This is a genomic window from Paenibacillus sp. FSL L8-0638, from assembly GCF_038593075.1.
GTDB classification, from domain to species: domain Bacteria; phylum Bacillota; class Bacilli; order Paenibacillales; family Paenibacillaceae; genus Paenibacillus; species Paenibacillus polymyxa_D.
Genome location: NZ_CP151960.1, coordinates 3242870 through 3269287 on the forward strand (window position 1 = coordinate 3242870; position 26418 = coordinate 3269287).

The following is a 26418-nucleotide window of genomic DNA, read 5'->3' on the forward strand; positions in this document are numbered from 1 at the left end:
TGTACCTAATATTTTAGGTATATAGAATCACTTACCTATTATTACAAGATTAATCGATGATGTCACTACTTATTAATCCATAAGAGGATTTTTCTTGAATAAATATCAAAATAATGACGTCAGCCCGACTTGAGAATTGCCTCTACACAAATGAGATTCTTGTTGATTTAGCCTACCATATTCGTATACCATTCAACATGATCACGAAACGCGTACATGCCTTCTCTGAACCCCTTACAGCATTTCGTTCATAAACAGAAGTAAAGCTTAAGACATACATTCAATCCTACAAAATTAAAAGAAGAGCCCCCGAAGGTTGCTCCTAATTGAGAAACAGCTTAGCCCAATAATATAAAATAACCAGAACACCTACACATGCTAGGATTCCAGTTAATCTTTTTCCAAGTATTTTTTTAATGGGAATGCATACAACACACCAAAAGACTGAGGCTAAAATAAATATTAATAGCTTGTTTCCTCCTACAGCACCCCATATATCTACATTTGCACCTTCAAAAACATTCAAAAATATTCCTCCCTAGTTTTTGTCTAATTCCAAAATTATATATCCACTCCCTTTCTCGCTTTTTATCCTGCCTTCCTGGTTACAGAATTCTTTTGTTTAACCTGCAGAATTATTTCAATAAGCTGCTCTCGGTTAATCAAGCGAACGTTATTGGACCTTGCCAGTTTGTATGCTTGCTCAGTGTAATCGCTATTTGTCACAACCCATGCTGAAGATGCGCGATAATGAGCTACCGCACCGTAAACCTCCTGAACCGCTTTAAGCCCAACATTTTTACTGTACCGTTTCGCCTGAACTACGATACGCTGACCGCTTTTTGTAAGAACCAAATCAGCACCGTAATCTCCAGCAGCTTGTGTAACCTCAGCTTTGTATCCTTGAGCACTGAACAAAAGTCCTAAATATTTCTCGAATTGACGCCCATCCATTTTATCAATTTCAGCAATCCCAGAATTACGTAGTCTTGTTGCAGCAGCCATTTGACGATAAAAGATAAATGATATGACCATTGCTACTGCTACAAAAGATGCAAAAACAGAGGCACCGATTGAACCCGTAACTGAGTAGATAAAGAAAAACGGGGCTATTAGCGCAATCCCTGCAATAGCCTCTTCAATAGAATTTTTTTTCTGCTTTCTTCTCCGTCTTCTAGCCATTGATAATTCCCCCTTATTCTGTATATATCGTCAATAAAGTGATTGGAATTAATAGGTAGAAGGAAAGCACGCTACGGAATTGAACCGCGCAAGGGGTCCGACCAGAATGTTTCCAATGGTTAACGTTACCTTGTCGCTGCGCGGGCTATGTAAAATGGCCGGCTCATTGGCCGACCTAATCACCGAGGCAGAAAGCTATAGTGCATTCCTTATTTGATTATCCATGATACAAATTTACCACATGAAAAGTCTAGTGACAGATCATAAAACAGTCATTTTTCAATCAATTAGATGTCATCATTAAAACTCCGACTATAGCATATTAAAAAGACCACTCGCAATTGAGTGGCCCCAAGAAAGGTATGGTACTATATGGATTTACGTTTCCTTATCTATACTGACCTACAAATGAGATATTATCAATTGTTGCTGAAGGATCAGCAAAAGTTACAAAATCAAGGGCTCTATATCTGTAGGTTTTGTCCATTGTGTACGATGTTTGTTTACCAGAGCTTGAACCACTAAGCGTAGTGTCTACTGTCTTCCCGATGTTCCCTTGGTCATTGATAACCCCAAAACCAGTGAATCTAACGCCAGCAGTTATGTTTCTCGCTTTACCATTCCCATCCCAAACTTTCATATAAGCCCGCACTTCACGATCAATAATACCATTGTCAAAAGTTACGTACCCATCCATTCTACCGTCAATACCCTGTGAATTTTTGTATCCACTAAAGGTCTGTCTTTGGACAGCTTGGGTGCTGAATTCACCTGATGCTGCTGGTTTAATTGCATATGTTTTTACAAATTCAGCATCTTTGTCGGACAATGGCTCGTTAAGATCATATGAATTGCTTATTTCTGTCAATCTTGCTTGAATATCATTATCCTGTGTTACACTTTCAGTGTTTTCTTCTGCGAATGCGGACATGGCTGGGAGTAACAACACCATAATAAGCGAAGCGATGACACTTTTCTTAAATCTGATTTTCACAAGTACCCCTCCAGTTTTTTAACATACGATAAAAAAATTAATACCATACCGTCTCTACCGTAAAAATATACCATTGGTAAATATAGTTTTTCAACAAAATATGGTTATTTTGATCATAATTAAGAAATAAGTCCTTTTTTTATTCAAAAAAATTAGTAGGAAGTACCCAACCTAACACATGAAGGAAGCTTAACAATATTGAATTAACTTTGTTACGCGATGTTTAAACAACAAAATTGTTACAACATAGAATCTTATGGCGATTTCTATTTTTCCCAGAATAATTCAAGTATGCTATAGTGAATATAACGCAATTTTCAGGAGGTGTTCTAGCTGTGGTGATAAACTTCGCAAGTTTATTATTGGGATTGTTGGTATTGGCCCTTCACGTAGCTTTATGTATTTGGGTATATAAAGACATAATGAAAAGCGGAAACAGCTACGCGTGGGCTGTAGGCTCGGCTATAGTAGTTTGGCTTTTTCCGGTGCTAGGATTTATTGTATACCTGGCGCTTCGCAAACACATGAGATTTCTACACCAGTGAGACATATAGACAAAAGGGAGTGCAGAGGCACTCCCTTTCCAGGCTGTCGAGAAAGTCTCGACAGCCTATTTTATGTTAATTTTGTTTAAGACGACACCGCGTTAATGTTGTATAATATAGGTAACTATTGTAGAACGGATGGTGTTGATATGCTACGCTCCAACCGCGAAAAACAACAATCCTACGAATTTGTTTCCATCGAAGATCTGGTTCCTCAAGATCACTTGCTCCGCAAAGTAGATAAGTATATCGATTTTTCGTTTATCGATGATAAAGTTCGACCACTGTATTGTGCAGACAACGGGCGTCCTGCCATTGATCCTACCGTATTGTTTAAAATGATCTTTCTCGGTTATTTCTATGGCATTCGCTCAGAACGGCAACTCGAGCGAGAAATTCAGACGAACCTAGCTTATCGTTGGTTTCTGGGGTTGGGCTTAACGGATAAAGTTCCGGACCATACGACGATTAGCTGGAATCGTCGCACTCGCTTTAAAGACACCACGATCTTTCAAGATATCTTCGATGAAATTGTGCTGCAGGCGATCTCTCACCGAATGGTGGGTGGGCGTGTTCTCGTCACCGATTCCACACACGTCAAAGCCAATGCTAACAGGCACCAGTACACCAAAGAACAAGTGTTGCAGAATACTAAAGACTATATGGACGAGCTGAACGAAGCGGTGAAGGATGACCGGAGAAACCACGGAAAAAAGCCTTAAAATCCCGAGAGGAAGTGAACGAAGAAAAAGAAATTAAAGTGAGCAAAACAGACCCGGACAGCGGCTATATGATCCGTGATGGCAAGCCCGAAGGCTTCTTCTATCTGGACCACCGCACGGTGGATATGAAGTACAATCTGATTACGGACGTGCATGTGACACCGGGGAATGTACATGATTCTGTCCCCTATTTGTCCCGTTTGGATCGCCAAAGAGAACGTTTTGGTTTTCAAGTAGAAGCTGTTGCACTAGATTCAGGTTATTTAACAACGCCGATTTGCCAAGGTTTGCAGAACCGAAAGATTTTTGCCGTGATTGCTCACCGAAGATTCCATCCCAGACAAGGACTGTTTCCGAAATGGAAGTTTGAATACGATGCCAAACGCAATGCGTATAGATGCCCAGCCCAACAGGAACTGCCCTACCGAACGACGAACCGTAAGGGATACCGGCAGTATGCCTCTGACCCAGCCCAGTGCCAGCATTGCCCACTGCTAAGTCAGTGTACCCAGTCTCGAAACCACCGCAAAGTGGTGACTCGGCATGTCTGGGAAGACAGCAAAGAGTGGGTACGGAGCAACCGGCTGAGCCCATCTGGTAAAAAGCTGTACCGCAAACGAAAAGAGACGATTGAGCGAAGCTTCGCGGATGCCAAAGAGCTCCATGGGTTTCGCTATTGCCGTTTGCGCGGTCTTCCAAACGTCAGGGAACAAGCCCTTATGACGGCAGCCGTGCAGAACATGAAGAAGATGGCGATCCACCTAGATCGCCTGGAGAAACAGGGGTAACCCCCTGCTTCTCCAGAGACCAGAGCATTATGATGTAAAAAAGAAACCCGCGTCTCAAAATGACGGGGTTTCTCGACAATCTGAAAAGGGAGTGCAGAGGCACTCCCTTTCTATTTTATCCGATTACCGCTGTATTCAATTTAGTATAAAAAACCTGTAAGCGTAGGGCTGCGGCAAGAATAGATATAGCGTCTGTTTTAACCCTTGCAAATGTGCTCTCGCTAATCTCCATCTCCCCACAACTGATATAATCAAATTCCCCTTCATCATCTAAGTAGCTCCGTTGAATAACCTCACGCTGAATGCTGGAAAGTTTACTCATTGCCATATCGAGCAACCGATCCTTAGCAGCCATCTCTGCTTCCTTGTCCACGTTGTATGTGGCGATTACCACTGTCTACTTACTGATCGCATTGGTGGACTGATGTTCTCTATATGAATAAACCCGATAACCGTACCTAACAAAACGAATTTTCCAATTTACCTTCTTACTCCCACACTGCCTATTAAAGGAAGCATAATATGTGTAGCCGGTTCCATTAAATATTCTCCAAATGTCAAAACAAAAGCGTCAGCTCGGTCTGGTGACTTGAGCCCACGCTTTTTCATATCCTTCTTACTTTCAAGCAGCATTTTACCCTTGCTGGTCATGTTCCATTTACGTGCTGTAAGTTGGGTTATAAGAACATCGTCATCAGGCAATTGAAGAACGCTCACATCTCCATTAATGAAATTACTCATATTCTGTTCCAATTGATCCTTAATAGAGGCCCACATTTCAGTAACTAGGTTTCCATAGTGCTCATCTAATGAAGAAGAACCATTGTTAATTGGAATGATTTCATATGGTAGCCCTTCTTCAGCTACGATTTCATTTAGTCGATCCGTTACTCCTCCGCCAACGCCGCTATCATCGACTCTTATTCTAATTCGGTTCAAATATGGATGAGCAACATGCAACTCTTTAGCTAGGTTAATCACCCAACCAGCAGTAACCATTGTGTCTTTCTTGAAATGATGGTGTTCCCCTACAACTCTTGGCCCTATACCAGCAAACATTGAGGTTTCATCATCACCAAATCGTGCAACGTCAACGCCTATGGTTAGCATATCTCCAGTAGGTTCCAATTTCACTTCTTTAGCTGCAAATTCAGCTACTTCCAGCGAAATAAATGTATCCGATTCTCCACGGGGAAATTCACCTTCAACCCGGACCCTCCATACATCGCTGCCTTCACCATACTTACGCTTGAGCATGGCGATATTATCCTTGCTGGTTCTCGGGCTGTCTAAGCATGACACCTTGCGTGTTTTATAATCTGCTCTATCCTTATTGTGCGAATCATAAAAAACACCCGACGTTTTTGTCGGGTTGCCGCACATCAATATTTTATTGAACTCACCCGATAGAGTACCTAAAATAGCCTCCATGATTGGGTCAGCAACACCCGATGCCTCATCCACGATAAAGAGCATATAGTCCTCATGGAAGCCTTGCATATTCTCGGGCTTGGTAGCTGTACGAGCTGTAGCGAACCAGCGTTCCTCATAGTTCTTCATGTATATTTTAGTCTTTGTCCACTTAAGGATTCGTTTCAATACCGGGCTCTTAGATTGCCATTTATTAATCTCAGCCCACAACACATCATGTAGTTGCTGCCTTGTAGGAGCTGTACAAATCACTTTTGGATAAGGGAAACATGACAGAAACCAAAGGGCTGTTGCAGCTTCCAGCCCAGTTTTTCCTACGCCCTGACCTGAACGTACTGAAACGCGCGGATTATTAGCTAAATCCATTAGAGTGCTTGCCTGCCAATCATCAGGAAAGAACTTAAGCATTTCTTGACAGAACAATATAGGATTCTTACGGTACTCAGGAATCCGTATCTTGAATGCTTGAAGCCTCCGTTTCGTCTCCGGCGAGTCCTTCTGCTTCATCACCTACCACCGCCTCTACCCAATCGTCAATTAGATCGTCTTCTGTATTTCCTTCTCCCGTGACTTTTGCTCTTTCAAGTTCAAGTTTCTCACGCTGCATCTTAAGTTTTTCGTCTTCAACCATTCGTTTATGTTTGTCTGGAAGCAGATCCATGTATTTAGTCAGCACATCCAATGCCTTAGTTTTATCGTGTAGTTTAACACTTACGCCATCCTTGCCCTGCTTGACTTCTGAAACCAGAGTTCCATCAATTTCATCACAGTTCTTAAAAGAGACATAGTTGTATCTGTACTTCTTCGTTTCTCCAGTGTCAGGATCAAACACGGGGTCTCCTTCCAAGCCAAGAACATCCTCTTCCTTTTGACCGAACTCCACGTAGTCCGTTATGTCTGCAAAAGCAATTTTCATGTACTCCATCAGCACGCGTTGAGCATTCAAGCCTACCTCGTCGATCATGGATTCCTTATGCTGTCGAATAATGTTTTGAATTTCAACTTTCTTCAACAGAGCGAAACCAATCTGGTAGGCAGTTTTCTTGCTGTACCCCGCCGCAATGGCTGACCTAGTAGCGTTGAAGTCTCGAAGGTATTCATAAGTGAATATCCTTTGCTTAGGCGTTAAACCATCCGCATCGGGAATTTCAGGTTCCAGTTCTTCAACAACAATTGGAACGCTCTGTGCTTTTTTGGAACGTTCCATATTACCGGAACGTTCCGATACTTTTTTCGGAGCGTTCCGTATTTCTGGAGTAGCAACTTTTAGTTCTTTAGAGAGCGCATCAACTGTAAGTGGGGTAGCATATACTTCTCTTGGCTTATCACCCTTATATGTACCGATAAGTTTGCGCCGCTCCATTTCATCAATCAGTCTGGCTGCTCTGCTATAACCTATCCTCATTCTTCGCTGCAATAAAGAAACCGAGGCTTGTTTGGCCTCGGCTACAATTTGAACGGCTTTTAGAAAAAGCTCATCCGAATATGATGTTGTTTCTTCATCTTCATTTGGAGGTTCCTTCTTTTGATCAGTTTTATTCCCGTCGGAACGCTCCGTATGTTTTGCTTCTCCAGCAATCAAACTCTCCCACTTATCTTTAGCCTTCCATCCTCTTACCGTACCTTCAGATACACTAAGTTGAGAGGCTATATCTGTGAGACGTATGTTGCCGGAACTGGCTTTGTATAAATCGAATGCTTCGTCCCGTTTCGGATCTCTCTTTCGTCCCATATTTTTCTATTCACCCCTTTTGATAATGTATCTAAAGCTAAGGAAAAGTTTCCTGAACAAGAAATAAGAAGCCGCAAATTCATTGGCCTCTTATTCTATAGATTCAATATATGATTGTTTTGATTAGTTGTTACTGCGGTTTATCCATGCGTTTACATGCATATATCCTAAATGGAACTAATAACTGAGTGTCGTCTAACATAATTGCCATCCGCTCTCTCCATCCCCAGTTATGCTATTTTAGGTAATTGATAAGCTATCGTTAGAATACAAAAAGCCACATCAATATGGCATTAAAAAGGTTGTTCTTGTCATCTTACAAGTACCCTTGTTTTTGCTGCCCATTTAACCATTCTTCACTACATTTGCAGCACCCGGTGTTCGCCTGGCTCTGCTCGATCAGATCATATATTTAGCGCCTGCGCCGAGAAGCATCCAGCCATTCCGGCGTCCAAGCAGCATCCTGGTCGTCCGTTTTTCTTCCAGGAGGAACGATCACATCTATGGCGTCAAGCAGATCGGGGCTAAGCGTCAAATCAGCTCCGGTTAAATATTGACTCAATTGTTCCGATGTGCGCGGCCCCACGATGATTGAAGTGACGGCTGGATGGCTCCTGGCAAACGCGACAGCCATATGCGCCAGCGTCATACCCGCCTGATCTGCAACTTGCTGCAGCTGATTAATGACCGCAAACTTTTGCGCATTTTCCGGCAATTCCGGATCGAGCATGCGGGCAACAGGCCCTTTTAAAAGCGCCGCGCGCGCCCCACTGTCCGCTGCCCGACCGGACGCATACTTGCCCGTCAGCAGCCCGCCTGCCAGCGGGCTGTAAGTCAACAAAGCGAGATCGTGGTGCCGAGCGACTTCAGCAATATCCATCTCGATGCTTCGGTTAAGAATCGAGTACGGAGATTGCTCGCTAACAAACCGCTGCAAATAACGACGTTCGCTCACTGCCTGTGCATCTGCTAGCTGCCAAGCCTGGTGATTGGAAGTGCCGATATAATGGATCTTGCCTTCTTGGACCAGATCGCTCAGCACGCCCAGAATTTCTTCGAAAGCAACGTCCCCAAATGGGCGATGCAGCTGATATAGATCGATATAATCCGTTTGCAACCGCTGCAAGCTTTGTTCGACCGCTTGCCGAACCCAGCGGCGGGAAGCACCGCCTTGATTTCGCCCGCCATTCGGCTCAGCCCCAAATTTCGTTGCCAGGATTACCTCGTCCCGTCTACCCTTGATCGCTTCACCGATGATTCTCTCCGATTCTCCGTCCCCATAACGGTTGGAAGTATCGATCAGATTGATGCCGGCATCCAGCGCCTTCTGAATGATTCGGATCCCCTCTTCTTCACCGGCGAGTGATCCAAATACGCCCCCTCCCAGGGCATATTGACTCACCCTAACGCCCGTGCGCACGAAATCCCGATATTGCATGAATATCCATCTCCTTTTTAATGAACAGGTGTTGATAAGGTTCATGGAATTCATTATAATAAGGCCAATCATTCAGAACAATCAACAATCTAGGCGAATTGTTCAATAAAAAACACGAAAAGAACACTGTCCATGATGTTTAGCTATCGAAAGGAGTACGGATGATGGAGAGAAGTACGGATCTGCGAGCAGTCCGAAGCCGTAAGCTCATCGAGCAGGCGCTGACGGACATCTTGAGCAATCAAGGGATCAAGGAGTTAACCGTTAAAAATCTGGCGCAAAAAGCCGGCATTAACCGCGGCACCTTTTATTTGCATTACAAAGATATTTTCGACCTAGTCGAACAAACCGAGTGGATGCGGGGCTTGCTTGAAATATTCGAGCCCATTCGGCTGGGAGATCTGATGAAGCATTCGGATGAGAAATCTCCTTTCCCGGCTATCGCTGAAGCCTTTCGATATATGCATCGTCATGCTTCTATTTTTAGGGCTGTCTTTCATTCCTCGGCTCCCGTCGAATTCAGAGAGCGGCTGCAGTACCTGGTCGGAACCCGTTTGTACGAAAATCTGAAGCAGGATCAACCCGATTCTAGTTGGTCCGTTCAGCCCGCCGGTTATATCATCGCATATTTAGGTTCTGGTCAGTTCGGATTGATTCAGCATTGGTTCATGACCGGTCGAACACTCTCCCCGGACGAAATTGCCTTGATGCTGACTCGGTTTATCCGTAATTCCCCCTGTCTCTCCCATCATTTTTGGAGTTCTGACAGCAAAAAATCGCGGATCGAAATGACGTAAAAATTGTAACGATAGTGATTGGGGTAGTCATTTACCGTCTCAGTACCACCCCGACAAAGTGCGTCTCTCTTCCGCCACCACATTCAAAAATTACAGGAGCTCTGCTGCGAGCTGTTTGAGAACTGGCGGCGTAGAGATGAGTTGACCGTCAGACTTGTTGCCCTTAACGTAAGCCTTGTCCTCACGAGCATAGTAACAACGCCTTGGCCCTCTACAATCGGGAAGCCGCTCTCATCGTCAATCAGCGGAGTTTGTACGTGCTTTCCATGCTGAGCAGCGTGTGCCTCGTCATGAAGGTGCAAAATACCTTCTGAATCCAAAAATGCAAAACGCGGTTGTGTAGACATGATTAATGTCCTCCTGTTTATGGGTTTGATTTGTTCCTGAATAAAGTGTAAATCTTTTCTACTATGTACCTACTACGGATTTACATAGTTCCTACTGTCAGCAGAAAATAAAGTATTAGACTGAGCCTAGAAATTGAAACAGCGACAACCAAGGACGAGAAATTAAAGTCCTAGACTGTCGCTGTTCCATTCAACTAACGTTAGTTGAGTCATTAGCTAAGGATCGAATCAAATCAGTATAATTATTTCACTGATGAGCGTTTCATCAAATTCGTTGAGGAATCGAAACGGTTCGTTCATTCACCACATTCCCCGTATTTAGAGTAGTTTTTGGTTCGATTAATAGTAAATGGACCTCTTCTTCAGCAATTGGCTGATGTTCAACTCCTTTAGGTATAATAACAAACTCCCCTTCGTTAACAGCTATTTCACCATCTCTCAAACGGATTAGTAGTCTCCCTTTCCATACGAAGAACATTTCGTCCTCGTGATCATGGTGATGCCAAATGAATTCACCCTTGATCTTTGCCATTTTTACGTATGAATCGTTCAGCTCCCCGCCTATTCTGGGATTCCAATAATCAATTATTTGCAAAAATTTATCTTGTACATTGACCTTCGAAATCATGAAATTCCCTCCTCATTATTGGTAACGTGTGCTGCATTTTGCCCCGGCTAGAAACTCCTTTTTCCCCATTCACCTCCTCATGATCAGATAACGAGGTACTCAATCACTTGGTTTTGGTGTAAATCCCTCTTATTCACTAAGTTTACATACTGCGATGCATCACGTAAAATTAAAAAATGGTGTATAGTTAATCACATTTTGTGATGCAAAAAGGAGAGAGTTGTTTTGGACATTAGATCTTTGGAGGTGTTTAAGGCAGTAGCAATTGAACAAAGCATTACAAAAGCTGCTGAGAAATTGAATTATGTACAGTCCAACGTTACTGCACGAATACAACGTCTTGAGCAAGAGTTGGGCGTTCCTCTGTTATATCGATATCATAAGAAGGTATCCTTAACGCCTGCAGGACGTGAACTGTTGCCGCATGTAAACAAGTTGCTTTACGATTTCGAGGAAGCGATTGAGGCAGTTAAGCTTTCTTCTGCCCCGCGGGGAACTTTGCGCATTGGAGCTATGGAGTCAACTGCTTCTACACGATTGCCATTGATTTTTACACAATATCACAAGAAATTTCCACAAGTAGAATTAAGCTTATATATGGCACCTACTGTAGATCAGGTTAGTACCATTCTCAAGTATAAGGTAGACGGCGCATTTGTGGATGGGCCAATTCTTCATCCGGAAATTGTTGAATACCCTGTCTTTGAAGAATCTCTAGTTTTGATTACAAGCTACTCTCCGGAACCATTCCAATTAGAATCGATTTTACATGAACCACTGCTTTCGTCATTCGCGCATTGCATCTATTTGGGACGTTGGCAGCGATGGCTAGAGGACAATGGCTATGCTCCTATGAAGGTGATGGAATATGGCACTCTAGAGGGTGTCCTTAAATGCGTTGAAAACGGGTTAGGAGTCACTGTCTTACCAATATCTATGGTTGAATCACGGATGCAGGGAAGACTTAACTGTCATCCATTACCCGAACCGTACAGAACAGTGCCCACTGTGTTTATAAGGCGTCGTGACTCGTACATGACCAGTGCTCTCTCTCGATTTATGGAGCTGGTGGGTATAACCAATCTGTGATCTGTAGCTATTTGCCAACTTAGAGTATATTTGAAAATATAATGATTTGCCCCAGAATCCCCTTTAATTTTCACCTTACACAATGGAAGTGATTGATAAACCCAATGATACTATCTTCTTCATGCATTACTTCATTCCATTTCATTATCCATCAGCTATATTCAAACAGATTTAAACAATGAATAATGCATATAAACCATATATTACTATGGTAAGTCACTAAAGATAACTGCCCGTTAGCTTAATGAAGCATCGTCAAGACTATTACTTTATTTTTCAGTCTAGAACTAGACACCTACAATAAAGACCGCAAAGGCTTAAGCCCTTACGGTCTAAATTACTTCTGGCATCCTGAGTCTAATTTCTCCTTCTTGGTTTCGGCCCCGACCATAGTCGATGATCACAAAATCCAATGTTCGGTTTACTTTAAGACTTTTCGCTAAATTTTCTATGACCTTTCGTCTTTTGTCAGCGAATGTCGTAGCTGATATACCATGAATCCCTTTTTTATACTCTCTGCTCATGTACTGTTGAGCTTTTAGATACTTCATCCCATCTAGGAACAAAAGTTTAGCAGCAAGCCTTTCATGCACATCTCTAATGTTAGAGATTGCAAAACGGATATTGTTTGTAATGAGGAGATAAAACCTGTAATTTATGTGACGCTGATCCTTGAGCAAAACAGCATTTGCCGTCACGTCTGCTATCAGTTCTTGACCTGTTATCCTTTTTGCTACAGAGCCTTCGGCTGAGAGTAAGTCATAAGCCGACATTCCGTTTTTAATCTGCTCCAATGAATGTTCATAGTTTTTTATTACATCTATTAAATCAGTGTATTTGTTTAGCAGCCACTTTGTTTTTCTTATATCTACTGCATCTACATCGTCAAAAAAGTTTACTTGGACTATTTTCTGTGTCTCGGTAGAATCATTATCAGATTGGGCGCTTAAAATTACAGACTGAGCAAGTCCCATAAACATGCATCCCTTCAAAATGTAATTTAACATTAAATGACTCTTCAATTTTTTATAACAATATAGCTATATGAAAGTGATTAAAAATCTGCAATCAGCTATTTATTCTATCAAAGTTTCGTCTCACAGTTGTTTAATGGCTCACTTGCCTCATAATTTAAAGATATTCCAGGGTTTTGGATTATGAAATTGACTCCTGATTCATTCATCTATAAACTGAACGTTTTTTATCAGCTCAACCAAATTCCCATCCCCGAACTCTCCTATAAATTAATATCGGGGGATTATGCTGCCCATCACACATTCCCCCGATCGATACGCCGGGTGCATTAATGAGAAAACTAGGGGTTCTGAGACGCTACTAAACGTCTCCTCTTAGTAGACAATTATCAACAATATTAAATTATAGTTCTTTAAGCAATATGAAATTATGGTTTTTTAAACGATTTTAATTTTTTTCTACTCAATCATTTATATAATAGATAAAAAAATTGTAGGTTGTAGGGAAAGGGGCTTAGCCCCAAAAGCTTTAAGTTCTGGGGCTCTCAAAAAAACCGCGAAAAACTTCACCGATCATCAGAGTCATTCCCAACTCAACCAACTTCTCAAGAATTGTCCAGTATTGTTCCGAAGTAACGACAATCATATTGTTATGTACTCCGAGAGCAAACAAACTGACAATCAAAAAAGATATGATACCGAACTTAATGTAGTTTCTCATTTAATACACCTCTTGTTAGATTTTTTCGACGTATCGAGCTAACGAGGTGCGCATTAGGCCATCCATTATGAGGTGACTATCTAAGCTCACCCCGTTGTATCGCCATATCTATAGTACCATATATTCCAAATAATAAAATACATTTATAACGTCATTTGTCCCTTGACAAAATGATATAAACATTAAAATAGGTAAATTGGAATAGGTTTAATTAAATTCATTAAAGTTTATGTTCCTACCACTTTAAACACTCAGCTAATTATCTCCACTACATTATGTTATCTGCATCTATTAAGCGTGGTTTATCTGGCATCTATATATCCTCCCTTAGTGGGTGTAGGACACCCTGCATTGGTTAAATCATCATAAGTGTTGAGTTAAAACTTCGTCTCTCATATTGTCAACAACTTCATTTAACATATTGTTAACCTCAATTAAATCTGATAAAATTAAATTCAAAAAATTAGGAGAAAAACATGGACTTTTTAACAGTACTTCTCATGTGTATTCCGCTTTATGCTGCATTCAGAGCTTTTATAATCACTCGTGATCCAGAAGCAAAAAAAAGAATCCCAAAAACGACACTAAAAGCTCTAACTTTTTTTGCTTACTTTATATTTATCGTTTTGGGATTTTTTATAATTACAGAAGGTATAGAATACCTCTCTCAGTTATAATTGAATTGGTAGTTGCAAGTAGTTTTATAAATATGAAGGGATTTAGAGTACGGGGGTATAGGCTGCTATGCCTCAACCCTCCTCAAATATTCCGTAGCAAATCCTCCGACGTACCCTTCAAGCTGCACAACCTTCGAACCGTACAAGTCCCAAGGCTCTGATTCACTGTCCATACCTTATCCTTGTACTTCTCCTTACGGGCCTCATAGCAACCGTGCGTTACAACCTAATCGCCTTTTTGTAGCTTATATGTCCGTTCATTCACCTTTACCGCCTCCTTGGGAAGCAGAACTACTTTGATAGGAATCAGGGATTTCAACCTTTACAGGCGGTCGATCATACACAGCCAGGATTAATCCTTTGCGGAAATATTCCAGATAAAAATGAGTTCGTATTATTTGACCTTCGCGTATAAACTCGAACTCTAAATAATCTCCTTTAATGTCAGTTATAGTCCCGGTTACATCTATTTCATCGCCGCCCTCGTCTTTACCGGAAATACGCGCCCGCATCCAACGTAAATTGGGGTTAAACGCCCACGACTGTACTGCTAATTCCATTTATAATCGTCTCCTTTTAGGGGGATAGGGTAAGAGGCCAGAAGGCCCCTGTTTAGGCGTTGTACGGCAGTTCTTGTACCTCTGCTTCACAATCTTCATCCGTCATGGTTTCAAGCAGGCTTTCCTCATAGCCGATCTCACGCAGCAACTTACGATCATTCGTTTCTGTAAACATGTTCATTCGCTCCTTTGATATTTGTATTGGGTAGGGTAAGAGGCTGTTATGCCTCTCCATCATCAGCGTCTGGGCCTTCCCCGTATAATTCCGCACATGCTGCTGAATCGGGCCGCATAAACACACAGTCATCCCCGGTCACTTTACAAATGAAGCGGTTAGTTTCGGGATCATATCCCCCGGATGCTTTACATGACCTGTATATCTCTCCTTTATAGGTAGTAGGGGGTGTATCCCCCTTAAAATAGGGTTAATTGACGGTTGTCGAAGTTCATTAACAACATTTCCTCTGTGTCGATATCTGCGCCGGAACCACCCACCACTTGCTTATGTGCGTCGAATGGATCTCGAGTGAAGTCGGGGTAAAGCTCCTTTACAAGCTGATCGTCGTAGTATGACAAGACGACTTTTCCACGTACATTGTGCAGCAAGTCCGCCAGGTCGCGATGGTCACGCTCTGTGAAACTGCCTGCGTAATATTTCTCCCTGCCCACGTAAGGCGGATCCACGTAGAACAGGGTATGAGGATCATCGTATTTCTCAATAATCGTCCGAAAGTCTGTATGCTCGATCATTACGCCTTTCATCCGCTCTGCGAAGTCCGGCAGCAGCTTACAGGCGCTAAGGTATCCATTCGCCGGGCTTTGGCCAGAAACTGTACTGTGCCGCCAGCCTGTTTGCGGAACCTCTTCCGCATTCCCCTTGCCTATGGCTGACCGATTCAGATAGAAGAAACGTACAGCTCTTTCAAATTCATCCTCCGGCATCGCTTCACGTTTCCACCGTTCATACAACTGCCGACTATATGGCAGCGACTCACAAGCTTGCCGAAGCCGTTCAGGATCCGTTCTGTTCACCAACAGAAAATTAACAACCAGTCCGTCAATATCGTTGTATACCTCATGGGTTATTCTCGGCTTTTGAGCAAGTACATGAACCGCGCCGCCAAAGGGTTCAACATACTTTCTATGACTGGGGAACTTGCTTATGATGTGCTGTGCATATTTACTCTTACCGCCAAACCAGATTAATGGGCTGCGTACTCCTTGCATTGTCTATCCCCCTTATGGAGGGCTGTTCCCTCCTTCTTATCCCCTATGGGCTACTTTTTTGATTTGTCCCAAGAGTTTGATGACACAATTTTCACAGTACCAGCAACATTGTTCAGTGTGTATTTCCGTTCTTCTTTGCCGTTTTCTAACTTGTTCCAAGGGTCTATGTGAAAAGAAATCCCATCCTGCTTATTTAAATAATTGGCTACTACGTTCCAAGCTCGTTGTACATCCTTTGGTACTTTTCCCATTGTTATGTCCTCTCTGCCCTTGGGAGGCTATATTTAATCCTCGAATCGTTCTCCATAGCCATAAGATGGAGATGGTTTACTGAAATTGTTCAAGGCATCGGATATCATATTTGTAAAAACAAGCATTTCTTTATCATCCATAGACTCTAGCAAACGCACTTCTTTAGCTTTCAAAGTTCGCCCTGTCGCTGAAGTAATCAGTTCAACGACTGGCTTTATGCTCTCCAAGCGTTCTTTTTTCTCGAATTCCACACGTTGCCGCGCCGCTAGTTTACGGTTGTGCTCTTCCCAATCCTGTTCATCGAACCAAAAGTAATCGCCATATTTATCACGGAATGCCGATATCCAAAATTGAAGGAGTTCTTCATTTGTTTGTATCCGATCATGGCAAGGCCAGCAGAGCCGCAGTCCGTTTGTCTTGACTCCTCGCCCTTTTCTCCCACGCGGATAAACGTGATGAGTAGTCGTAGCTTCGGCGGCTTTGCAACATTCACAGATTCCGTTTGAATCAGCAATCAGTTTCGCAATTACATCCTTCGGGAATTCTCCACGCTCCTTGGTATTAGGCCGTGACTGGTGGTGAGAGAGAATATCTTTCTTCCATTCAGGAACAGGTTTTTTATCTTTTTTCCGTTGTCCTAGGCTGCTGTAAGCCTTCTTTTGCTTTGGCTTTTTCTCCGGCTTCCAAAATGTTTGATGGGACATTCCCCTCGCCACCTTTCCAACAGATAATTCGTATTCCCTGTGCTTATGCTTATATTTTGAGCCTAAATCACTACGGCTCCACTACGGATTTTAGAGGTTCAAGCAGTCCTGCTTCTTCTAAAATCGAATAATACTTATATCTTTCTAACGTTGTTACGCGCACTTTATTTATCGTATGTGATGCGTAGAAGGCTACAGCCTGCTGTACCTCAATAGGCTCTTCATCAAGCTTGTTTAAGTCGAGCATTTTCACGAACTACTCTCCCTTGTAAGGCGATTATATTTTTCTTCAAAATTATGCTTTATGTCAGGTGGTAAGGTATCAATGGCATCATTCCAAGCGTTCAATAATTGGTTGTTATGAGAATTATATTTTTGTATCTCCACATAACGTTCGGATAATGCTGTGGTGAATTCATCCGCTTCTTGCTCCGTCATATCCACCCCTCCTATATGTTTTTTTGGTTCCAGTACAATGTTGCTCGTTCGGATACAATGTAGAGCGTAGGAAAAGTTTCCTGAGTTGATTTTTTGCTTGTATCAATCTCACCTGATAATCTCCACAATTCTGCGGACTTCCATTATTCTATATCGTATATCGAATTGCAATTCTTGACCTAATAATATACGATATCGAATATAGAGTCAATGCATATTGCTAATAAATATTCGGTATCGTATAATTCGACTGAGAGGTGAAGTGCATTGCTTAAAGTGAAACCGAATTTGACACCTTTGTTAAAAAAGAAAGGTATCATTCAAATGGAATTGTCTGAAATGACTGGAATTCCACAAGGTTCAATTAGTAGATTTGATAAAAATAGTCGCCATGAAGCCTGGCATTTATTTGCTATCGCTAAAGCGTTAGATGTTACGATTGAAGATTTGTTTATTGCTGAGGAGCAAGAGGATTAATTAAGAACCCTCTATGCTCCTTTTGTTTTGCCTAAATCGGATTAAGAAGTCTTTCAAGCCGTATAACTTCTTTCTGGAGGTACTGAATTAAATCAGCTGCCTCCTCCAACGCCATAAGCTTCCAGTCATAGGCCGTATCAGATACCTGGTCTATTGTGGTTCCATACTTCTTGAGGCCTTTCTCATTTTGTTTGTCCAGCAATTCTATGATCCGTCGTGTTACTTCTGGACGTACAATTTCATTTTGGGAGTGTTTCATTTTATCTCCTCCTCCGCTTCCGAAAGAATAAGCGCATTACCCTCAAATTTCATCTCCGCTTGATTTGAGTCACTTATTGGCCCCCAATGGTTATTAGTTTGCATGATACGAACAATATCAGTGGCATATGGTTCGTCTGTGTTAACTACCAGATACGTATTAAGTGGAGGCTTTCCATCCAGAAGCCGCAGCTCCTGAACCTTCCACAAAATACGAGATAGATCACTTTTCTCACGTTCATCAAGGTATTTATTGATATCCTCATTTTTTAATACGGTGAATTTTACTTGCATTCCGGCTAGTCCTGACATTTTTCCTCTCTCCTTCTGCTTGTTTTAAAAGTTTATTGATAGCTCGTTTCCGATCCGCTTTTTCTTTCTTGAACTGCTTGATTGGAATGAATTCTCCTCGTTTTTTAGTGAGTATATCAATAAGTAAAGTCGGATATTTTGCTTGGAATAATTTCAATTTGACACGGAATGTCGATGTCTCTACACCCTTGATATCTATTACTCGCTGAGTATCGTCCAAATTAGTGACCAGAAAATCAGCAATGTAGGTCACTTTTGGTTTCTCCTGTAGTATAAATACAGGGTGGCACTTGAAGTCTTTGATTTCTCCATACTTGCGCTGACGAAGGAGTTCTTGGCAATACTCTCCCTCTGCTTTGCTATCAAAGAGAGTACCTATCACATCTAGTTCATACCTTTTTACAATCCATTCCTCAAATAACGTTCCGTCCTCCGTGACAATGACCTTTTTGGCATTATATTTACTCATCTTATCCAGCCACCCTATAAGGAAGAACAATGTAGAAACTGGACTCGTCACTCCGAAGAGTGAGAGGCTTTAAAGAACCTGTGTACCCGAGTGTAATTACATCATTTTCTAAGACCTTCAAAGCATCCAACACATATTTTGCGTTCAACGTCAGGTTGAAATTTTCTCCGTTGAAACTAATTGGCGTTATACTTTCTGTTGCCTTGCCCGTTTCCTTACCCTTACCTCGAATGTTAATTTCTCTTTCTGAAACAGAGAATGTGACAGCGTTATTTTTTTCTTCTTTCGCCAATGTAAAAATAAGCTCTAATGATTCGATCAGTTCTTTCCGGTTCACGGTTATTTCGGTAACTGCTTTAATAGCCATAGCATGGGTTGTATCAGGGTAAATACCTTCTAGAACACGAGAATAAAATATAAATCTTTCTGTTCGTGCAAACGCATATATCACTTCTCCGCCAGAAGACTTGGAAAAACCGAATTCTACTTCATCGTTATCATTAACGATCTTCTGTAACTCAATTATTCCTCTAGCTTCAATAACTGCCGTTCCGATATCTCCAATATCAAATTCTCTCTCAGCACGGGCCAGTCGGTGTCGGTTCGTTGCCACCATTTGAATTTTCCCGGTCTGAAGGATAACGTTTACCCCTGTAATGATAGGCAATGACTTTCCGTCTATATCTGCCGCGAAAACTGTCTTTTTGATCAGATTTTTTAAGTCTTTTCCCTTAATTTCAACAAACTCATTTTCATTTATCTCTGGAGGAGCAGGATATTCTTCTGGAGGCATTCCAGTAATCTCAATTTCCTTATTCCGTGACTTTATGGTGACTTGATTCCCATTTTTAACTTGCAGTTCTATTTTCCCATTGATCTTCTGGAGAATATCTAATAGAACTTTGGGCAGAGCAGCCGAACCAGTCTCTTTGATGTCTATGTTTTCTTCGACAAATGATTGGATAGTTGCTCGGTCATCGGTACCAGTAACGGTTACCCTGTCCTCCGTTGCCTCGATCAAAAAGCAACTCAATATAGGGATTATTGCTTTTGTTGAAATCGCCTTACTGGCATCTTCCAAAGCCTCTGCTAATAGAGCACTGTCCACTACTATATTCATAAGGTTTGATCTCCTTTTTCGCATTAGGATTGCACTCCGGGCAAGGTCCCAGCATTACGATGGAGCCTTTGAACTGAAATGCCACCTTACTGCCGCTGCAAGTTCTACACATACCCTTAAACCCTCCGTCTATTTCTACCACCCACCGGCAGTATCTTTACAAATGGTTCTATTCGCTCAAAGATCCGGGCCGCTTTTTTGTCATTCTGTTTCTGTTCGCTCGGCTTGCTGTCTTTCACATTCACCAAATGCTGTTTCAGCTCACTCATGGTTAAATTCGATGTGTAGATCGTCGTTAGGCGTTCCATCCGCCGCTGAAGTATTGGTCCCAGGACTTCATCCCTTGTCCAAGTCGTTAATGACTCGGCCCCGATATCGTCCAATATCAACACAGGAACAGTTCTCAAAGCATCAAGTTTGCTTTCAACAGTCTCTGTCTTTGAGCCAATTGCATCCTTGACCTCCAGTAGAAAATCAGGAACATAGACCATCAGTACGCTTACGTCACGCTTAGCCAACTCTTGGGCAATGGCTCCAACAATACGACTTTTGCCTACACCCATTTGACCGTAAAAGTACAAACCTTTTGTTGTTTCACCTGGTACAAATTTATCACAAAAGTTTATTGCCGCCGCAATTGCAGATATCCGCTGCGGGTCAGGTTCAATGTCTTCAAAGGTGGCATTCAGGATGTGAGCCGGGATGTAGTGACTCTTGATCCTCTGACCTATCCCTTGTTCCCTTTCGTAAGCAGCCAACAATGGGCATTTTCGAAGTCGAAAGACCAGTTCATCACCTTTGATCGGGCTAGGTTCTGCAACGCTTGTATGCCCCTTCTGTTCGTTCTGGCAATCCAGTAAACCCGGACACTCGCTGCATTTATCGCAATAGGATATATGCTGTGACAGATCTCTATATCTTTTTGGTTCGGTCAGATCCTCGGTTTGTTCAGGAAATTCATTCTTTAATCGCTGAACCTCAGGGTGGTTTGCAAGATGTTCAAGCGCCGCAGCCTGTCTTTTAGCAAAACCAGCGGGTATTAATGCCTTTAGTTCTTTACCGAAGCTCTCCATATGGCATCAACCTCCCTGTTTAGCCCTCAGTTTTGCAAGCATGCTTTGAATGTCCGACTCGGTGTATTCGCTTGGTGGCACATCTATTTGTGACTCAGGCTTACAAGTCAAAGCACTTTCGGTCCTCTCCCCCTTACCAATATCTTCTCGTAAGGCGTGTAAGGAGAAAATAATAGTCGCACAATAACTCAGACTCCGTATCTCGTCGCGCTTATGCTTGGGTTTGAAATTATCAAAAGCCTGGTCAATGCCATCTAAAACAGTTTGAAGTGGTACGCCTTCCTTGATTAGCTCGTCTATCGCTTGATCATCAGCAATCGTTATCTCTAGGCCCTTCCCACGACGACGAAGATATTTATCAGTAACAGCCTGCCGATAATCAATATCCGAAGATGATATTTCATTCTGTTCAGAGTCAGTATCTGTTTCAGAAGTGGCAGGAACGGTACCTTGCCGGGAAGACGGTATCCCCTCATCTTTGGAATTGATTTCATTCTCAGCCGTTAAACAACAACTACTGTCTTTAATATTGTCTTTAAACATGTCTTTAGGAGTGCCTTCATCCTTACTCCCACAAGGGTTTTCATCCTCTTTGACTTCCACTTTTCGTAAGTCGTCACTTACACTTTTCGTAACTCCTGACTTACATTTTTCGTAACTTCCCACTTCATCACCCGCCTGTTTACTTACACTTTTCGTAACTTTATATACGGTAAGATTTATTGAAATAAGTTCCTTGAATTTTTCCTCGTTCCATTCTTTAACAAGACTTACACGCCATTCATCATAATTTTTATTTAAAGAATAGATTTGCTTACCGTCCCACTCTATTACTTTGCACTGCTTCAGATAGGTAATTTCCTTCTTAGCGTCCTGTATACGTACACCACACAGCTCAAAATTAGTTAGTAGAGGGATTGTTGCACTTTTCTTCTGGCATCCGTAGGAAAGCCGCAAAATGAGTTTTAATATCTTTTGCTGCCTCTCAGTAAACTTCCGGCTTATGATCTCATCCCAAATGCTGTTGGCTATTCCTATGAACCCGTCTTTTAATTGGGGACTTACCACTCACCTCACCCCGGTACTTTCTGAATACTATCTAGTCCCGCTGGCGTTGTTTCCAAACTCCGCTAGTAGAACCTTGAGGCTATATTTTAAAGAGTTAATTACTTGGTCATTACTTTCTACAGCATTATTCCAGCGGACTTTATCAGCTTCTGCATCTGCTTCTTGGTTGCGAAGTTTGATTACCGCCAACTCCGCTCGCTGCTCCCTAAGATTCTCTGCCGCAATATACGCTTCTGCATAAATACGCTTTCTCTCAGCATAGATCCGCTTATACTCTCTTACGGCATCAGCAGCCTTACGCCCCAAGATAACCTGGACTTCTGTCAACAATTCAATCTTACGAGCCAGGGTAGCAGGGTAATCATGGCTGCATTGATCCGCAAGGCTATAAAGCTCTCCGAGCGTATATTGTTTTTGTTCAGACAATGCAGCCACTCCTTTTTTATACATGCGCTCCTATATGGAGTAATCGTTCTCTAACCTCAGGCCAAAGGTATGCTTGTCCACCTTCTCCATTTCCATCCCGGCAGAACCATTTTGAAATAGTTGGTTTCCCGCCAGTGACATAATCCCGTAAGCCTTTAACCCAGGATGATTCTGTACTCGACATAGCCAGTGAACGAGTGTAGAGAGACATAATTCGAGGTGGATCATACTTTTTCTCACCCAGTCTGTGCCCCAAGAAATATGGGTTCCCTTCGGTTTCCATCAGACCAAGTCGGCCATTATCTTTTTTAAAGAACTGGAATTTACGAGAGGTCCAGTTGATTTCATATAAGTAATCCAGCACGCTATTCGCTAGCTTAATCCTTCCGTCTTTCCCAGCTTTTTTAGCTGCTGTATTCCACTCCTTTAAATTAGCCTCACTAGGAATGAATCTGGATTTTGGGTTGTGATGACCTGATTTCTTCGTCAGTTTTCTAAGTCTGTTTTCGGGTTTTGTAGCAAGGTCAAACAATTCGAAACTTGCCAAGTTGGTATAGTAGTCTTTATTAACTATGACCCACCACATATTATTGATATTGTGGTAGACGGTCCCGCGCATCAACGTTCCTTTTCTGCCTCTGAAATATTTCACTTCGCCGTTATTTATCCGTATCCCATCTTTATCGAGAGCGTTATAATCAGGAAGATTTTCTGAACTCCAGTGTCTGCTTGGCGAATTAAGCTTATGAAATACCCTAGCGTATGACGTTTTTAGTACTGGTTCAGAGTCACAAGTAAATCCTTCCTTCAGTAAAAATTGTTCCATATATCTGACTTCAACTAGAAACCGCTTTTGGAGTAGATAAGGCATCTTTTCAAATTTGTTAAAGTCATATCTACCGCCGTGTGGGTTCTCTACATTAATTTCTTGATAGAATTCAAGTTTTGCACCACAGTTATATTTTTCACCAACAAACAGAAGTTCTCCCTTGTTGCCAGCAAAGTGATCCTTAGAAAGGATAGAATAATCACGGTCAATTCGTGGATCAGATCCAATGACAAAACCTCTATTTCTCATCATGTCTAACATTCGTAAAAAGACAGGATGGGATATTTCTTTATCGCCTCTTACAGCTATGCTTGTATTCCAAATGCTAAAATCCTTGTCTCCTCTCACAAGACAGGCCTCCTATTTTCATTTTCAAAATCTTGTGTTATACTTCCGTTGAATTGTTTATTAAGTGATCGTGTTGGTAGCACGATTGTTCTTCTGGACTTTTCTGTCTTTTCTTTTGCGGTATAACTTACGGCAATAGTAATTACAGAAAAGTCCTTCTTCTTTTGGATTAGGAAACTTTTGGCCTGCAAAGACTTCTTTCCCGCAATGCTCGCAGATACCTATCCCTTTACCGGATATTTTGTATCCCGATGGTTTAGGAGCTTCTAGGCCTTCATATTCCTCGTTTTTAAATTTCTCCAACTTGCTTAATTGAGCAGTTAGTAAGTCTATTTGAGCATGAATTTCGTCATTAGGTAGCCCAAATTTCACAGCGTCAATGCTGTCCTCATATAACTCACGTAATTGCGCTCTAAGCACCCTAGATTGTTTATGCTCGTCCAAGTCCAACTCTCTCAGCTCCATATCTCCGCTTCAAGTTCGGATATTCTAGTTTTTAATCGCCTTTCTTGTTCCCTCAAAGGCTTCATCTTCTGAATGCAAACGTGATTAGGCCATGGACTATCTGTAATAGCATATTGAGTTTTATAAATGGCCCGAAGCTTTTGTTCAGTTATTTCTTTTTCCTTTTGAAGAGAAAGCTTTTTCTTATCCTGCTCTGTCAGCTGTAGCATCTCAATATCTACCGAATGTTGACAATTCAACCAACGATGCATGAGTAATACAGCGGCTATAAGCGAGTCTGCTGGTTGATCCAATGTAAATTTGAATCCTTCATCATCCACAATAGGAATAGAGTAAATGGTTTGCATTTTGCTACTCATTTTGACTTGCTCTTGCGTTGTATATTACGAACGATAATGGCATGCTGTAATTCGTTTTCGAACCAGATACGAGCCAATTCCGGTAGAGTCATAATCATTCACCCCTTAGATATAGTCTTCTGGACGAAAGTCTTTAACGAAGTAAATGGAATCATCAAAATCAATGCGCCGGATGTGACTGTACTTCGCGACTGAGAACAAAACTTTCAACTTACTCCAAATCATGCGGCGATATTTTCCGACCGTTTCGTTAAATTTTCCATCTGTCTCCTTGTAACGATCTTTTGTGAGAGTAATGGACCTAATTCTTACTGCATCCTGTAACTGATAGCATTCAGCATCCGTCAGCGTTACACTGTCCCGAACCTCTTGAACCATCATCTGAACTTCTTCCACTTTTTCAGTTACATCCAAATGCATTTGCTTAATACCGTCTACGAGGCCTCTAATTGCCATGCCTTGGGCTTCTGTCAGTTGCATTTGCTTTTCAACTACAGACAAAAAATCTGGCTGCTGATTAGGATTAATTAGTTTCATTTTTCTACCACCTTTCTACCGTTAACGGCTGGACGAAGTTGTTCAATGAAGGCTTCCAACATATCCAAACTTTCAGACAACCGTTTCTTTTCAGAGCTACTTGCACTGCCTATTGCCCCCAACATGAAAGAAGTAATTCCAACCTTTTGCAGAAACTGTTTCACATGGATACTCACTTGGATCGTGTTGCTGTCCGCTTCAAAGCGAAGCTTCTTCATTTGAGCAGCGGCCTCCTGTTCGTTGAAGTCGTCTGGCTGCTGAAGCTTAAGAGCTTCCAACTCTTCTTTAGTTCTCTGATAGCCACTCTTCAATTGTTCAACTTTCAAACGCTCTTTTTCTAAATCCTCACTGATTTTGTTTTTCCAATATTCGTCCCGCTGCTTAAGTTGGGCCTCGGCTTCTTTTTCCTTCTGCCGGATGAACACAGTGGTTTCTTCTTCATGACGTTCTACAGCGGCAGATACGGCATCCTCAAGTTGATCTACAGGAATGGCATCTTTGTACTGTCTTTGTAACTCAAGCTTGTCCCGCTCTGCCTGCTCTGCTCTTTCCTCTGCCTCACGCACAGCAGCTTCGAGCCGAGCTTTGGTTTCTACAAATGCTTTGTGAGTGCTAATCAAGCCTTCATCAAGCTGCTGAATGATTTCAGGAGTAGCATTTTCCGCAATGAACTTCGCTTTGTCGTACTGCCTGCCGGAACCAAAGCCTGCTTGATCCGCTACAATGTCCCGCACTTGTCCGGTTGGTTGGTCAGGAAAATTTTCCGTACCTCCAGCCATACGCTCTTTGGCCTTCAAACGTTCGACTTCTTCAAGTCGCCGCGCCCATTCTACTCGCTCGGAAAAAGTGAACTCCTTACGATGTTCATTCTCGGAAATCTCAAGCTGAAGTTGATGCTCAAAATCCTTGATTTCCATAACTCTTACCGTCACTTCTGAGCGACCAAGGAACTGATGCGCTCTCAGTCGCCGCTCTCCAGCAATTAACTGATAATCCGGTGTTACTACAATAGGGTTAATAAGTCCATTTTGCTTAATATCCTGTGCCAGTTCTTCTATCCCGCCAAAATCCTTTCGGATTCGGTCACTGACTTTGATCTTGTTTATATCTATTTGCAAGTTTTTTCTCCTCTCTTTAATAAGTTATCTTTAAGAGTGGAAGAGTTCTCGTTGATCCAAGAGAAAACATGATCTCTTGGATATCTTGCTCTGATTTGCTTGAACTTCGGAAATGTTGGAATATCTACGATTTTGTTCACTGCCGAAAGCTCTACTTGTAAAATTTCTTTGAGGTTATTTTTGGTGAGCAGTGTGGGGAAATTGTATTTTTTTCTCCCTTCTTCCACTCCTAACTCATAAGCCTTCTTTACAAGTTCCTGTACATACTTATCAATCTCAGGAATATGAACAGTCATTGTCGTTTCCATCTAAT

The 26418-nt window shown here is 42.0% G+C and carries 36 protein-coding genes; 5 read left to right on the top strand and 31 right to left on the bottom strand.

The genetic code is table 11. The features are described 5' to 3' along the window. Positions 1-322: 322 nt before the first annotated feature. The 3 genes from MKY35_RS14185 to MKY35_RS14195 form a co-directional block, all read right to left on the bottom strand. On the bottom strand, positions 323-526 hold the full coding sequence (locus tag MKY35_RS14185; protein ID WP_342444051.1) for a hypothetical protein: 204 nt from the start codon (positions 524-526) through the stop codon (positions 323-325). Between the two features lie 62 nt (positions 527-588). Then, on the bottom strand, positions 589-1182 hold the full coding sequence (locus tag MKY35_RS14190; RefSeq protein ID WP_342444052.1) for a restriction endonuclease: 594 nt from the start codon (positions 1180-1182) through the stop codon (positions 589-591). 388 nt (positions 1183-1570) lie between these two features. Continuing rightward, positions 1571-2176 carry a hypothetical protein gene (locus MKY35_RS14195; RefSeq protein WP_342444053.1) on the bottom strand — a complete coding sequence of 202 codons (606 nt, stop codon included), beginning with the start codon at positions 2174-2176 and terminating at the stop codon, positions 1571-1573. Positions 2177-2870: 694 nt separating this feature from the next. Here MKY35_RS14195 and MKY35_RS14200 point away from each other — a divergent pair. Next, positions 2871-4231, top strand: a protein-coding gene (locus MKY35_RS14200; RefSeq protein WP_342444054.1) for an IS1182 family transposase whose coding sequence is annotated in 2 segments (ribosomal slippage) — positions 2871-3441 and positions 3441-4231 — 1362 coding nt in all. Because the reading frame shifts where the segments join, the coding sequence is not laid out codon by codon here. Positions 4232-4346: 115 nt separating this feature from the next. On the opposite strand, the gene MKY35_RS14205 is transcribed toward MKY35_RS14200, so the two are convergent. The 4 genes from MKY35_RS14205 to MKY35_RS14220 all read right to left on the bottom strand — a co-directional run bounded on the left by MKY35_RS14205 (position 4347) and on the right by MKY35_RS14220 (position 8832). After that, positions 4347-4604 (bottom strand): hypothetical protein, encoded by a 258-nt coding sequence (locus tag MKY35_RS14205; RefSeq protein WP_342444055.1) that lies wholly within the window; start codon positions 4602-4604, stop codon positions 4347-4349. 107 nt (positions 4605-4711) lie between these two features. After that, the gene (locus MKY35_RS14210) at positions 4712-6169 is read right to left on the bottom strand and encodes a DEAD/DEAH box helicase family protein (RefSeq protein WP_342444056.1); all 1458 of its coding nucleotides are present in this window, start codon (positions 6167-6169) and stop codon (positions 4712-4714) included. After that, on the bottom strand, positions 6105-7394 hold the full coding sequence (locus MKY35_RS14215; protein WP_342444057.1) for a terminase small subunit: 1290 nt from the start codon (positions 7392-7394) through the stop codon (positions 6105-6107). The genes MKY35_RS14210 and MKY35_RS14215 overlap by 65 nt, the downstream gene beginning before the upstream one ends. A gap of 412 nt (positions 7395-7806) precedes the next feature. After that, entirely contained in the window at positions 7807-8832 is a 1026-nt protein-coding gene (locus tag MKY35_RS14220; protein ID WP_342444058.1) for an aldo/keto reductase, read from the bottom strand. Positions 8833-8993: 161 nt separating this feature from the next. On the opposite strand from MKY35_RS14220, the gene MKY35_RS14225 reads away from it, so the two are divergent. Next, entirely contained in the window at positions 8994-9629 is a 636-nt protein-coding gene (locus MKY35_RS14225) for a TetR/AcrR family transcriptional regulator (protein ID WP_254349692.1), read from the top strand. Positions 9630-9712: 83 nt separating this feature from the next. Here the strand turns inward: MKY35_RS14225 and MKY35_RS14230 are convergent, their stop codons facing one another. Both MKY35_RS14230 and MKY35_RS14235 read right to left on the bottom strand, forming a co-directional pair. After that, positions 9713-9976, bottom strand: coding sequence for a hypothetical protein (locus MKY35_RS14230; RefSeq protein ID WP_342444059.1), 264 nt, complete (start codon positions 9974-9976; stop codon positions 9713-9715). Positions 9977-10241: 265 nt separating this feature from the next. Next, a complete protein-coding gene (locus MKY35_RS14235) occupies positions 10242-10604 on the bottom strand; it encodes a cupin domain-containing protein (protein WP_013308297.1) in 363 nt (120 codons plus the stop codon). A gap of 225 nt (positions 10605-10829) precedes the next feature. Here MKY35_RS14235 and MKY35_RS14240 point away from each other — a divergent pair, with 225 nt between their 5' ends. Next, positions 10830-11693, top strand: coding sequence for a LysR family transcriptional regulator (locus MKY35_RS14240; RefSeq protein ID WP_040102038.1), 864 nt, complete (start codon positions 10830-10832; stop codon positions 11691-11693). 332 nt (positions 11694-12025) lie between these two features. Here the strand turns inward: MKY35_RS14240 and MKY35_RS14245 are convergent, their stop codons facing one another. Together MKY35_RS14245 and MKY35_RS14250 are read right to left on the bottom strand one after the other, a co-directional pair. Continuing rightward, a complete protein-coding gene (locus MKY35_RS14245; protein WP_342444060.1) occupies positions 12026-12667 on the bottom strand; it encodes a hypothetical protein in 642 nt (213 codons plus the stop codon). 529 nt (positions 12668-13196) lie between these two features. After that, on the bottom strand, positions 13197-13388 hold the full coding sequence (locus tag MKY35_RS14250; RefSeq protein ID WP_209942575.1) for a hypothetical protein: 192 nt from the start codon (positions 13386-13388) through the stop codon (positions 13197-13199). A gap of 476 nt (positions 13389-13864) precedes the next feature. On the opposite strand from MKY35_RS14250, the gene MKY35_RS14255 reads away from it, so the two are divergent. Beyond that, positions 13865-14065, top strand: a complete 201-nt coding sequence (locus MKY35_RS14255) for a hypothetical protein (protein WP_192442746.1) — start codon at positions 13865-13867, stop codon at positions 14063-14065. A 257-nt stretch (positions 14066-14322) separates the two neighbouring features. On the opposite strand, the gene MKY35_RS14260 is transcribed toward MKY35_RS14255, so the two are convergent. The 7 genes from MKY35_RS14260 to MKY35_RS14290 form a co-directional block, all read right to left on the bottom strand. Continuing rightward, positions 14323-14625 carry a hypothetical protein gene (locus MKY35_RS14260; protein WP_342444061.1) on the bottom strand — a complete coding sequence of 101 codons (303 nt, stop codon included), beginning with the start codon at positions 14623-14625 and terminating at the stop codon, positions 14323-14325. Between the two features lie 52 nt (positions 14626-14677). Then, on the bottom strand, positions 14678-14800 hold the full coding sequence (locus MKY35_RS14265; protein ID WP_289306526.1) for a hypothetical protein: 123 nt from the start codon (positions 14798-14800) through the stop codon (positions 14678-14680). Between the two features lie 239 nt (positions 14801-15039). Then, a complete protein-coding gene (locus tag MKY35_RS14270) occupies positions 15040-15852 on the bottom strand; it encodes a DNA adenine methylase (protein ID WP_342444062.1) in 813 nt (270 codons plus the stop codon). Between the two features lie 50 nt (positions 15853-15902). Continuing rightward, on the bottom strand, positions 15903-16103 hold the full coding sequence (locus tag MKY35_RS14275) for a hypothetical protein (protein WP_342444063.1): 201 nt from the start codon (positions 16101-16103) through the stop codon (positions 15903-15905). A 33-nt stretch (positions 16104-16136) separates the two neighbouring features. Then, positions 16137-16808 (bottom strand): HNH endonuclease signature motif containing protein, encoded by a 672-nt coding sequence (locus MKY35_RS14280; protein WP_342444064.1) that lies wholly within the window; start codon positions 16806-16808, stop codon positions 16137-16139. 70 nt (positions 16809-16878) lie between these two features. Then, positions 16879-17061 carry a hypothetical protein gene (locus MKY35_RS14285; protein ID WP_342446716.1) on the bottom strand — a complete coding sequence of 61 codons (183 nt, stop codon included), beginning with the start codon at positions 17059-17061 and terminating at the stop codon, positions 16879-16881. After that, positions 17058-17246: a hypothetical protein gene (locus tag MKY35_RS14290; RefSeq protein ID WP_342444065.1), complete on the bottom strand. Its 189-nt coding sequence runs from the start codon at positions 17244-17246 to the stop codon at positions 17058-17060. The genes MKY35_RS14285 and MKY35_RS14290 overlap by 4 nt, the downstream gene beginning before the upstream one ends. A gap of 267 nt (positions 17247-17513) precedes the next feature. Between MKY35_RS14290 and MKY35_RS14295 the strand changes: the two genes are divergently transcribed. After that, complete coding sequence (locus MKY35_RS14295) at positions 17514-17723, top strand: helix-turn-helix transcriptional regulator (protein ID WP_342444066.1); 210 nt, start codon at positions 17514-17516, stop codon at positions 17721-17723. Positions 17724-17754: 31 nt separating this feature from the next. On the opposite strand, the gene MKY35_RS14300 is transcribed toward MKY35_RS14295, so the two are convergent. From MKY35_RS14300 to MKY35_RS14360, 13 genes are all read right to left on the bottom strand, one after another. Continuing rightward, complete coding sequence (locus tag MKY35_RS14300; RefSeq protein ID WP_342444067.1) at positions 17755-17982, bottom strand: hypothetical protein; 228 nt, start codon at positions 17980-17982, stop codon at positions 17755-17757. After that, entirely contained in the window at positions 17979-18275 is a 297-nt protein-coding gene (locus tag MKY35_RS14305; protein ID WP_090738452.1) for a hypothetical protein, read from the bottom strand. The genes MKY35_RS14300 and MKY35_RS14305 overlap by 4 nt, the downstream gene beginning before the upstream one ends. After that, positions 18244-18762 carry a DUF1064 domain-containing protein gene (locus tag MKY35_RS14310; protein ID WP_342444068.1) on the bottom strand — a complete coding sequence of 173 codons (519 nt, stop codon included), beginning with the start codon at positions 18760-18762 and terminating at the stop codon, positions 18244-18246. The genes MKY35_RS14305 and MKY35_RS14310 overlap by 32 nt, the downstream gene beginning before the upstream one ends. 1 nt (position 18763) lies before the next feature. Then, positions 18764-19882, bottom strand: a complete 1119-nt coding sequence (gene dnaN / locus MKY35_RS14315) for a DNA polymerase III subunit beta (RefSeq protein ID WP_342444069.1) — start codon at positions 19880-19882, stop codon at positions 18764-18766. 116 nt (positions 19883-19998) lie between these two features. Continuing rightward, entirely contained in the window at positions 19999-20955 is a 957-nt protein-coding gene (dnaI, locus tag MKY35_RS14320; protein ID WP_342444070.1) for a primosomal protein DnaI, read from the bottom strand. Positions 20956-20961: 6 nt separating this feature from the next. Continuing rightward, positions 20962-22023 carry a replication protein gene (locus MKY35_RS14325; protein WP_342444071.1) on the bottom strand — a complete coding sequence of 354 codons (1062 nt, stop codon included), beginning with the start codon at positions 22021-22023 and terminating at the stop codon, positions 20962-20964. A 27-nt stretch (positions 22024-22050) separates the two neighbouring features. Next, positions 22051-22458 (bottom strand): hypothetical protein, encoded by a 408-nt coding sequence (locus MKY35_RS14330; protein ID WP_342446652.1) that lies wholly within the window; start codon positions 22456-22458, stop codon positions 22051-22053. Between the two features lie 7 nt (positions 22459-22465). Next, positions 22466-23626, bottom strand: a complete 1161-nt coding sequence (locus MKY35_RS14335; protein ID WP_342444072.1) for a hypothetical protein — start codon at positions 23624-23626, stop codon at positions 22466-22468. 60 nt (positions 23627-23686) lie between these two features. Then, on the bottom strand, positions 23687-24091 hold the full coding sequence (locus tag MKY35_RS14340; RefSeq protein WP_342444073.1) for a hypothetical protein: 405 nt from the start codon (positions 24089-24091) through the stop codon (positions 23687-23689). Then, the gene (locus MKY35_RS14345) at positions 24082-24450 is read right to left on the bottom strand and encodes a hypothetical protein (protein WP_137078705.1); all 369 of its coding nucleotides are present in this window, start codon (positions 24448-24450) and stop codon (positions 24082-24084) included. Before MKY35_RS14345 ends, MKY35_RS14340 begins: the two co-directional genes overlap by 10 nt. Positions 24451-24555: 105 nt before the next feature. Continuing rightward, complete coding sequence (locus tag MKY35_RS14350) at positions 24556-24987, bottom strand: ORF6C domain-containing protein (protein ID WP_342444074.1); 432 nt, start codon at positions 24985-24987, stop codon at positions 24556-24558. Further along, entirely contained in the window at positions 24984-26105 is a 1122-nt protein-coding gene (locus MKY35_RS14355; protein ID WP_342444075.1) for a ParB N-terminal domain-containing protein, read from the bottom strand. Before MKY35_RS14355 ends, MKY35_RS14350 begins: the two co-directional genes overlap by 4 nt. Next, complete coding sequence (locus MKY35_RS14360) at positions 26096-26413, bottom strand: hypothetical protein (protein WP_342444076.1); 318 nt, start codon at positions 26411-26413, stop codon at positions 26096-26098. The genes MKY35_RS14355 and MKY35_RS14360 overlap by 10 nt, the downstream gene beginning before the upstream one ends. Positions 26414-26418 lie beyond the last annotated feature (5 nt).

What these genes read in the sequence shown, in the direction of transcription:
- MKY35_RS14275 (WP_342444063.1), bottom strand. Translation starts at nt 16,103, where the DNA reads ATGGGAAAAGTACCAAAGGATGTACAACGAGCTTGGAACGTAGTAGCC.
- MKY35_RS14225 (WP_254349692.1), top strand. Translation starts at nt 8,994, where the DNA reads ATGATGGAGAGAAGTACGGATCTGCGAGCAGTCCGAAGCCGTAAGCTC.
- MKY35_RS14260 (WP_342444061.1), bottom strand. Translation starts at nt 14,625, where the DNA reads ATGGAATTAGCAGTACAGTCGTGGGCGTTTAACCCCAATTTACGTTGG.
- MKY35_RS14210 (WP_342444056.1), bottom strand. Translation starts at nt 6,169, where the DNA reads ATGAAGCAGAAGGACTCGCCGGAGACGAAACGGAGGCTTCAAGCATTC.
- MKY35_RS14190 (WP_342444052.1), bottom strand. Translation starts at nt 1,182, where the DNA reads ATGGCTAGAAGACGGAGAAGAAAGCAGAAAAAAAATTCTATTGAAGAG.
- MKY35_RS14290 (WP_342444065.1), bottom strand. Translation starts at nt 17,246, where the DNA reads ATGACGGAGCAAGAAGCGGATGAATTCACCACAGCATTATCCGAACGT.
- MKY35_RS14300 (WP_342444067.1), bottom strand. Translation starts at nt 17,982, where the DNA reads ATGAAACACTCCCAAAATGAAATTGTACGTCCAGAAGTAACACGACGG.
- MKY35_RS14220 (WP_342444058.1), bottom strand. Translation starts at nt 8,832, where the DNA reads ATGCAATATCGGGATTTCGTGCGCACGGGCGTTAGGGTGAGTCAATAT.
- MKY35_RS14235 (WP_013308297.1), bottom strand. Translation starts at nt 10,604, where the DNA reads ATGATTTCGAAGGTCAATGTACAAGATAAATTTTTGCAAATAATTGAT.
- MKY35_RS14245 (WP_342444060.1), bottom strand. Translation starts at nt 12,667, where the DNA reads ATGGGACTTGCTCAGTCTGTAATTTTAAGCGCCCAATCTGATAATGAT.
- MKY35_RS14345 (WP_137078705.1), bottom strand. Translation starts at nt 24,450, where the DNA reads ATGAGTAGCAAAATGCAAACCATTTACTCTATTCCTATTGTGGATGAT.
- MKY35_RS14255 (WP_192442746.1), top strand. Translation starts at nt 13,865, where the DNA reads ATGGACTTTTTAACAGTACTTCTCATGTGTATTCCGCTTTATGCTGCA.
- MKY35_RS14305 (WP_090738452.1), bottom strand. Translation starts at nt 18,275, where the DNA reads ATGCAAGTAAAATTCACCGTATTAAAAAATGAGGATATCAATAAATAC.
- MKY35_RS14270 (WP_342444062.1), bottom strand. Translation starts at nt 15,852, where the DNA reads ATGCAAGGAGTACGCAGCCCATTAATCTGGTTTGGCGGTAAGAGTAAA.
- dnaN (WP_342444069.1), bottom strand. Translation starts at nt 19,882, where the DNA reads ATGAATATAGTAGTGGACAGTGCTCTATTAGCAGAGGCTTTGGAAGAT.
- MKY35_RS14215 (WP_342444057.1), bottom strand. Translation starts at nt 7,394, where the DNA reads ATGGGACGAAAGAGAGATCCGAAACGGGACGAAGCATTCGATTTATAC.
- MKY35_RS14360 (WP_342444076.1), bottom strand. Translation starts at nt 26,413, where the DNA reads ATGGAAACGACAATGACTGTTCATATTCCTGAGATTGATAAGTATGTA.
- MKY35_RS14340 (WP_342444073.1), bottom strand. Translation starts at nt 24,091, where the DNA reads ATGGAGCTGAGAGAGTTGGACTTGGACGAGCATAAACAATCTAGGGTG.
- MKY35_RS14310 (WP_342444068.1), bottom strand. Translation starts at nt 18,762, where the DNA reads ATGAGTAAATATAATGCCAAAAAGGTCATTGTCACGGAGGACGGAACG.
- dnaI (WP_342444070.1), bottom strand. Translation starts at nt 20,955, where the DNA reads ATGGAGAGCTTCGGTAAAGAACTAAAGGCATTAATACCCGCTGGTTTT.
- MKY35_RS14265 (WP_289306526.1), bottom strand. Translation starts at nt 14,800, where the DNA reads ATGTTTACAGAAACGAATGATCGTAAGTTGCTGCGTGAGATCGGCTAT.
- MKY35_RS14250 (WP_209942575.1), bottom strand. Translation starts at nt 13,388, where the DNA reads ATGAGAAACTACATTAAGTTCGGTATCATATCTTTTTTGATTGTCAGT.
- MKY35_RS14230 (WP_342444059.1), bottom strand. Translation starts at nt 9,976, where the DNA reads ATGTCTACACAACCGCGTTTTGCATTTTTGGATTCAGAAGGTATTTTG.
- MKY35_RS14350 (WP_342444074.1), bottom strand. Translation starts at nt 24,987, where the DNA reads ATGAAACTAATTAATCCTAATCAGCAGCCAGATTTTTTGTCTGTAGTT.
- MKY35_RS14280 (WP_342444064.1), bottom strand. Translation starts at nt 16,808, where the DNA reads ATGTCCCATCAAACATTTTGGAAGCCGGAGAAAAAGCCAAAGCAAAAG.